Origin of the sequence: Longimicrobium sp., assembly GCF_036387355.1 — a bacterium.
Taxonomy (GTDB): Bacteria; Gemmatimonadota; Gemmatimonadetes; order Longimicrobiales; family Longimicrobiaceae; genus Longimicrobium.
Genome location: NZ_DASVTX010000196.1, coordinates 1 through 6,044, shown reverse-complemented (window position 1 = coordinate 6,044; position 6,044 = coordinate 1). Strand labels below are relative to the sequence as shown.

5 protein-coding genes and 1 pseudogene are annotated in these 6,044 nt (G+C 71.7%); 2 read left to right on the top strand and 4 right to left on the bottom strand.

Going from position 1 to position 6,044, the window contains the following annotated elements:
* Nucleotides 1-875, bottom strand: a pseudogene (locus VF665_RS08630) (hypothetical protein); the annotation flags it as partial.
* Entirely contained in the window at nt 847-1,326 is a 480-nt protein-coding gene (locus VF665_RS08625; RefSeq protein WP_331053010.1) for a flavin reductase family protein, read from the bottom strand. The pseudogene VF665_RS08630 and the gene VF665_RS08625, both read right to left, overlap by 29 nt.
* Before the next feature lie 151 nt (nt 1,327-1,477).
* Here VF665_RS08625 and VF665_RS08620 point away from each other — a divergent pair, with 151 nt between their 5' ends.
* The gene (locus tag VF665_RS08620; protein WP_331053009.1) at nt 1,478-2,521 is read left to right on the top strand and encodes a hypothetical protein; all 1,044 of its coding nucleotides are present in this window, start codon (nt 1,478-1,480) and stop codon (nt 2,519-2,521) included.
* Between the two features lie 463 nt (nt 2,522-2,984).
* Here the strand turns inward: VF665_RS08620 and rsgA are convergent, their stop codons facing one another.
* Both rsgA and VF665_RS08610 read right to left on the bottom strand, forming a co-directional pair.
* Entirely contained in the window at nt 2,985-3,896 is a 912-nt protein-coding gene (gene rsgA / locus VF665_RS08615; protein ID WP_331053008.1) for a ribosome small subunit-dependent GTPase A, read from the bottom strand.
* A 115-nt stretch (nt 3,897-4,011) separates the two neighbouring features.
* The gene (locus VF665_RS08610) at nt 4,012-4,932 is read right to left on the bottom strand and encodes an RNA polymerase sigma factor RpoD/SigA (RefSeq protein WP_331053007.1); all 921 of its coding nucleotides are present in this window, start codon (nt 4,930-4,932) and stop codon (nt 4,012-4,014) included.
* Nucleotides 4,933-5,503: 571 nt separating this feature from the next.
* Between VF665_RS08610 and VF665_RS08605 the strand changes: the two genes are divergently transcribed.
* Nucleotides 5,504-6,044: DUF5694 domain-containing protein (locus tag VF665_RS08605; RefSeq protein ID WP_331053006.1), on the top strand; the 541-nt coding region annotated here is incomplete at its 3' end.

The window sequence follows — 6,044 nt, the reverse complement described above, 5'->3', positions numbered from 1 at the left end:
CCGCCCAGGAACAGGTACGAGGCGCCGCGCGGCGTGACCTCACGCAGCCACTTTTCCGCTGCGGCGATGTAGGCGAAGGTGGGCGCGCCGCTGCGTTCCAGCTCGCCCGACTCGGCCTCTTCGTTGACGTACAGCCGCACTTCCGGCTGGCGCCCGCCGCCGGGGAACACGGTTTCCGTCACCCGCAGCGTGCAGTACGCGGTCTCCTCCTCGTGCAGCACCCGCTCATTGGTCCCCGCTGGCGCGGGCATCTCACGAGGAAAGAAGAGGGGGAAGGTCAGCAGCAGCCCCACGCCCAGCAGCATGGGCCCCGGGCTTACGGCCGGCATGAGCAGGAGCCCGCCCAGCGCGGAGCCCAGCGCGCCGCCCAGGAGCACCGCCAGGAGCACCTCCTCCGCCCCACGCGCGCCGCCGCGGGGCTCCTCGTCGTCCTCGTCGCGCGAGGCGTGGAACGCGGCGGCCCAGCTGGCCAGCCCGGGGAGCAGAAAGCCGATGGCGTAGACGGGGATGCCCACCAGAAAGAGGAGGGCCAGGGCGCGCGCGACGCCGCCCAGCCGGTCCCAGCCGAAGTGCGCCCACAGTGTGCCGAACCCGCCGGCCACGCCCACGGCCACGCCCGCCCCCACCCAGCGCCAGGTGGGGGGCGCGTCGGTACGGGCGCCGGGCGCGCCGGCCCACACGCCGGCGGCGAGCGCGGCGGCAAAGGTGGCCAGCAGCCCTCCGGCGGCGGGAAGCACGCCCTGCGTCTGATACAGGATCAGCGCGCCGGCGGCAAACAGAATGAGCCCGAGGGCGAAGCCCGCCAGCGCCGCACGGACGAGCACGGGCCAGGGCCGTCCGCGGGCCTCAGGGGACGAAGCGTCCGAATCCGCCACGATAGTAAACCAGGGGTGTGCCTTCACGAGTGTCGGCGGCCACGACTTCGCCGACAAAGATGGTATGGTCGCCGCCGGGAAGGGCGGCCTGCACGCGGCAGTCCAGCCAGGCCAGGGCGTCGTCGAGCACGGGAGCGCCGGTGGTCTGCGGGTGCCAGGCCACGCCGCGGAACTTTTCTTCCGGCCCGCCCGTGGCAAAGCGCCGCGCCAGCGTTTCGCCGCGGCCTTCTTCCATGATGTTGACGCCGAAGTAGCCGCTCTGCTCGATCCAGGCGTGCGTCTGCGACTTGCGGTCCAGCGCCACCATCATGAGGGTGGGCTGCAGCGACAGGGCGGACGCGGCGCTCACGGTGAGCCCGGCGGGCGTCCCGTCGCTGCGGCACGAGGTGACCACGGCCACGCCGGTGGCGAAGTGGCCCATGACGCGGCGGAACTCGCTGGGATCAATCATCTGGCAGCGAACGGGGATCGGCCGTAGCTTGGCGCTGGATGCTGGCCGGGTCCTTGCGGAGCGCGCGGCCTGCGGGGTCGAACCGATCCGCAAACAAAAGCCGGGCCGTCCGGATGGGCCGGCCCGCTCTTCTGACAGACAGAACCGCACCATGCGCGTCCAAGCAGCACGCACCGCCCGCGTGGCGGCGCTCCTGATTCTAACCGCTCCGGCCGCCTGCGACAACGTGGAATGGGGCGGCGCTTCGGTGCAGGTGGTTACGCCGCCGCCCCCGGGCGCCGCCGAGGGCACGGGGCCGGAGCCGGGCGCCATCGCGGGGATGGCGCTCCCCACCGGGCCCGTGCTGTTTCACGTCACGCGGGCGCAGAACGGCGTCGCCCAGCTGACCCCCGTGGCCGAGATCTCGGGCGATTCGCTCCGCACGCTGCGCAAGCCGGCGGGCGTGTCGCCCCAGGCGTACGAGCAGCGCTTTCGCGAGGCGGTGATGCCGCCCAACGCGCAGTTCGTGCTGTTCCGGCGCGGCGCGCAGGTGGGAACGCTGACCATTCAGAACCCCGGGCGGGCCACGGCGTGCGGCGTGCCCACGGCCGTGGGGCAGGCCACCACGGTGGCGGCCGCGGCGGCAGAGGGCGAGTTCCTCGCCTTCCGCAAGGGACTGGCGCCGGACGTGATGGGCGAGTACACGCCGCCGCAGGTGGACGGCACCATTCGCCGCTACGCCTCGCTGGTGGCCGAGCGGCTGGTGCTGCAGAACGGCCTGGCGCGCCCCCGCAGCTGGGGCGGCGCCATGCGCGACCTTCAGGCGCTGGACGTGATTCGCGGCGGGCACCCGGAGATGGCGTCCACCTACCTGGTGGGCGACCAGCTGGGGCTGGGGGCGGCGGAGCCGGACGGATGGAGCGTGTTCTACGTGGCGGATTACGAGCAGCGCGCGGGGTACACGCCGATCTACACCGAGGTGCGCGCCTACAACAAGACGGGCAAGGGCGCGCCCAAGATGGTGGACCACATGAACTGGAACGGCGCCGGGCAGGCGGAGATGCTCGTGCAGATCTTTGGCGTGCGCGAGAGCTGGTACGAGGCGATCTCGCACGACAGCGGAACGTGGCGCAAGGTGTGGGAGGCGGGCCGCTGCATTGAGCGCGCGCCCGAGCCGCGCAGCATCGGCGCGGCGCAGCGGGTGGGCACGCCCTGACCAGCTGATCGCGCAGGGGGAACGAAAGAGGAGGAGGAGCAGACCCGGCGTCTGCTCCTCTTCCGCGTTCAGGGGCGGATCACGGCGATGGCCCGACGGCGATCGCGCGCACGTCGAGTCTCGGGCGCGGATGGATGCGGCTCGAGAAGATCCGGCGGGTCCGAGCGGATGAATCCGCCGCTCCAGAAGCGGAAAGCCCCGGCACGCGGCCGCTGTCGCGTCCGCGTTCGGGGCTTCCACTGCGCTGGGGACAAACTCAGCGCGGGCGTCGCTCCGCGTGAACCGCGGAGTTGGACCGCGCGGAAAGCAGATCCTTCGTCGGCGCCAGGTTCCTGCGCCGCCGAGCCTGCGGGAGGCGCCTCCTCAGGATGAGAAAGTCGCGGCGAGGCAATGGGATACGGCGCGCAGGGCGATCACCGTCCCGGCAAACCGCGGGTGGCGTGGGCGCGGATTCCCGGGCGGGCTAGAAGTCGTCTTCGCCCAGGACCATGCGGCGGTAGCTGTCGTAGCGGCCGGCATCCAGCTCGCCCGCGGCCACGGCGGTGCGGATGGCGCAGTCCGGCTCGTGGATGTGGCTGCACGTGGGATAGCGGCACCCGCCCAGCAGCCGCTCGATCTCCGGAAAGTAGAACTGCAGCTGGTCGCGGTCGATCTCCCACAATCCTAGTTCGCGCAGCCCCGGCGTGTCCGCCACCCATCCCCCGCACTCCAGCGGGATGAGCTGCGCGGTCACGGTGGTGTGCCGCCCCTTGTTGACCGCCTCGCTGATGGCCGAAACCCGCAGCCCCAGCCCCGGCTGGATGGCGTTCAGCAGGCTGCTCTTGCCCACGCCCGACGGCCCCGTGAGCGCGGACAGGCGGCCGCAGAGCGATTCGCGCAGTTCATCCACCCCGATCCCCGCCTTGGCCGCGGTAAAGAGCAGCCGGTAACCGGCCTTTTCGTACGGGGCAAAGAAGGCGCGCGCCGCCGCCTCGCCCTTGACGTCCACCTTGTTGACGACGATGAGCGGGGCGATGCCGCTGCTTCCCGCGATGACCAGAAAGCGGTCCAGCATGCGCAGGTGCGGATCCGGGTTGGCCGCGGCAAAGACGATGAGCACCTGGTCCACGTTGGCCACGATGGGCTTGGAGCGCGGCGCCTTGCCCGGCGACCGGCGCTCCAGCAGCGTCGTGCGTTCGTGCACGTTCTGAATGGCCCACACGATCCCCTCGCCCGAGGCCTCGGACTCCAGGTCCACCCGGTCGCCCACCACCACCTTGCCCCCCGAGCGCTCGTCGCGCTTCAGGCGGCCGCGCAGCGAGGCCTCCACCACGCCCTCCGGCGTCTCCACTTCGTAAACGCCGCCCTGTCCCTGCCTGATGGTGCCCGTCAGCATTGGTGTTTTCGGTCCGGGTGCGCGCACACTGGCTGCACGCGCGTGGCGGAAAAGACAACGGCACCCCTCCGTGCGGAAGGGTGCCGTGTGGGGTGCGGGTGCGCGCGGGTGCGCATCACGCGGCGAACGAGGCCAGCGCCTCGCCCATCTCGCCCTCGCGCAGGCGCTTGAGCGCCCGGTCGCGAAGCTGGCGGATGCGCTCGCGCGTAACGCCCAGAATGTCGCCGATCTCCTCCAGGGTGTGCTCGCGTCCGCCCTCCAGGCCGAAGTAGAGCTTGAGCACCTTGGCGTCGCGCGGCTGCAGCGTGCCCAGCGCCTTGTCGATGCGCTCGCTCAGCAGCCGCTCCTCGACCTCTTCTTCCGTCTCGATGGCGGAATCTGCCACGAAGCGGTCCATCAGCTGGCTGTCGTCGCTGTCGCCGATGGGCGCGTCCAGGCGGATCTCGGCCGCGTTCAGCGTCTGCAGGCTCTCGACGATGTCCACGGACAGCCCCGTGGCCTCGCCCAGCTCCTGCGGCGTGGGATCGCGACGCAGCTCCTGCTTGAGCCGCTCGCGCTCGCGAAAGATCTTGGCCAGGTCGCTGGCGCGGTTGAGCGGCACGCGCACGCTGCGGCCCTGGTTGGCCAGGGCCGACAAAATGGCCTGCCGGATCCACCACACGGCGTAGGAGATGAACTTGACGCCCTGCTCCGGATCAAACTTCCGGGCGGCCGTGACCAGGCCCACGTTGCCTTCCTGGATGAGGTCCGCCAGGGAGACGCCGCGGTTCTGGTACTTCTTGGCCACCGAAATCACGAAGCGGAGGTTGGCGCGCACCAGCTCGGCGACCGCCTGCTCGTCGCCGACCTGCGAACGCCTGCCCAGCTCCACTTCCTGCGCGGGGGTCAGCAGCGAGTGGGTGCTGACTTCCTTGAGGTACTGGTCAAGGCTGGACTGGTCTTCGGCCGCTACGCCGAAGCCCCCTTCCAGGTTGGGCGCCTGCCGCTTGCGGCGGCGGGCTCCCTTGCGCTGCGTGGTCGTGTCGTCGTTCTTCACGTGCCCTTCCGAAGAGGGTCCGGCCCCGCGAAAGCGGATGGGCGCGGACTGCAAAAGCTCTGCCGTCCAAGGAAACAAAGCCGCCCGGCGCGGCTGCGACGGGCGGCGGAGGAGCGGCGCGTGCCCCGGAGGCTACGCGCGCATCCCGCCGCCGTCCCCGGCGCGTGCCCCCGCCACGGCCGCGCGGAACCGCACCCGGATGCTGCCGGGGAGGTCCTGAGTGCCGTGAACGAACGCGTACGCCATCTTGAATGCACCGGGGATGGAAAAGGTTCAGGGAGCCGTGCCCATGCACGGGGGCGCACAAGGTAGAGTGCCCCGCCGTGCGCGTCAACGGTCGCGGCGCGCCGTTTCGCGCCACCCGTCTCCCGCGGTTCTGTACCAGGCCCCCGGCCTAAGGTTCCTCTGGCCTGAACGGGGTACAAAGGCGCGCCGCGCACCCCCGCCAGGGCAGGTTCCGGGCCCGGCTGCACCGGGTAGGACGACCCGGCGAGGCGCGAAACCCGCGCCGCCGCCCGGGCGTACACCCCACCGTCCACCGACGCGGTCCCACCCCCACCCCCCGACACTCATGCCCGACACCGCCCCGCTCCGTCCGCGCGCGCTGGCCGCGCTGCTCCTCGTTTTCACCGCCGGCCGTGTGGACGCGCAGTCCTCCGCGCCGCCGCCCGCGCGGCCGCAGGTGATGGTGCTGGGGACGGCGCACTGGGCCAACCCCGGGCTGGACTACAACAATCCCCAGGTGGACGACGTGCTGTCGCCGCGGCGGCAGGCGGAGGTGCAGGCCATTCTGGACGCACTGGCGGAGTTCCGCCCCACGCGCATTGCGCTGGAGGCCGAGCCGTCGCGGGACAGTGTGTGGAACGACCGCTACCGGCGGTACCGCGCCGGGTCCCTCACCCTGGGCCGGGACGAGCGCGACCAGATCGGGCTGCGCCTGGCCGCGCGGCTGGGGCACGACCGGGTGTACACGGTGGACTGGCAGAACGGAATGGACGTGGGCGGCGTGCTGGGCTGGGCCGCGCAGAACGGGCAGGGCCACGTGGCGCAGCGCATCGGCGGCGAGATCCAGGCGATCATGGCGCAGACGGACAGCAGCATGCGCCACTCCA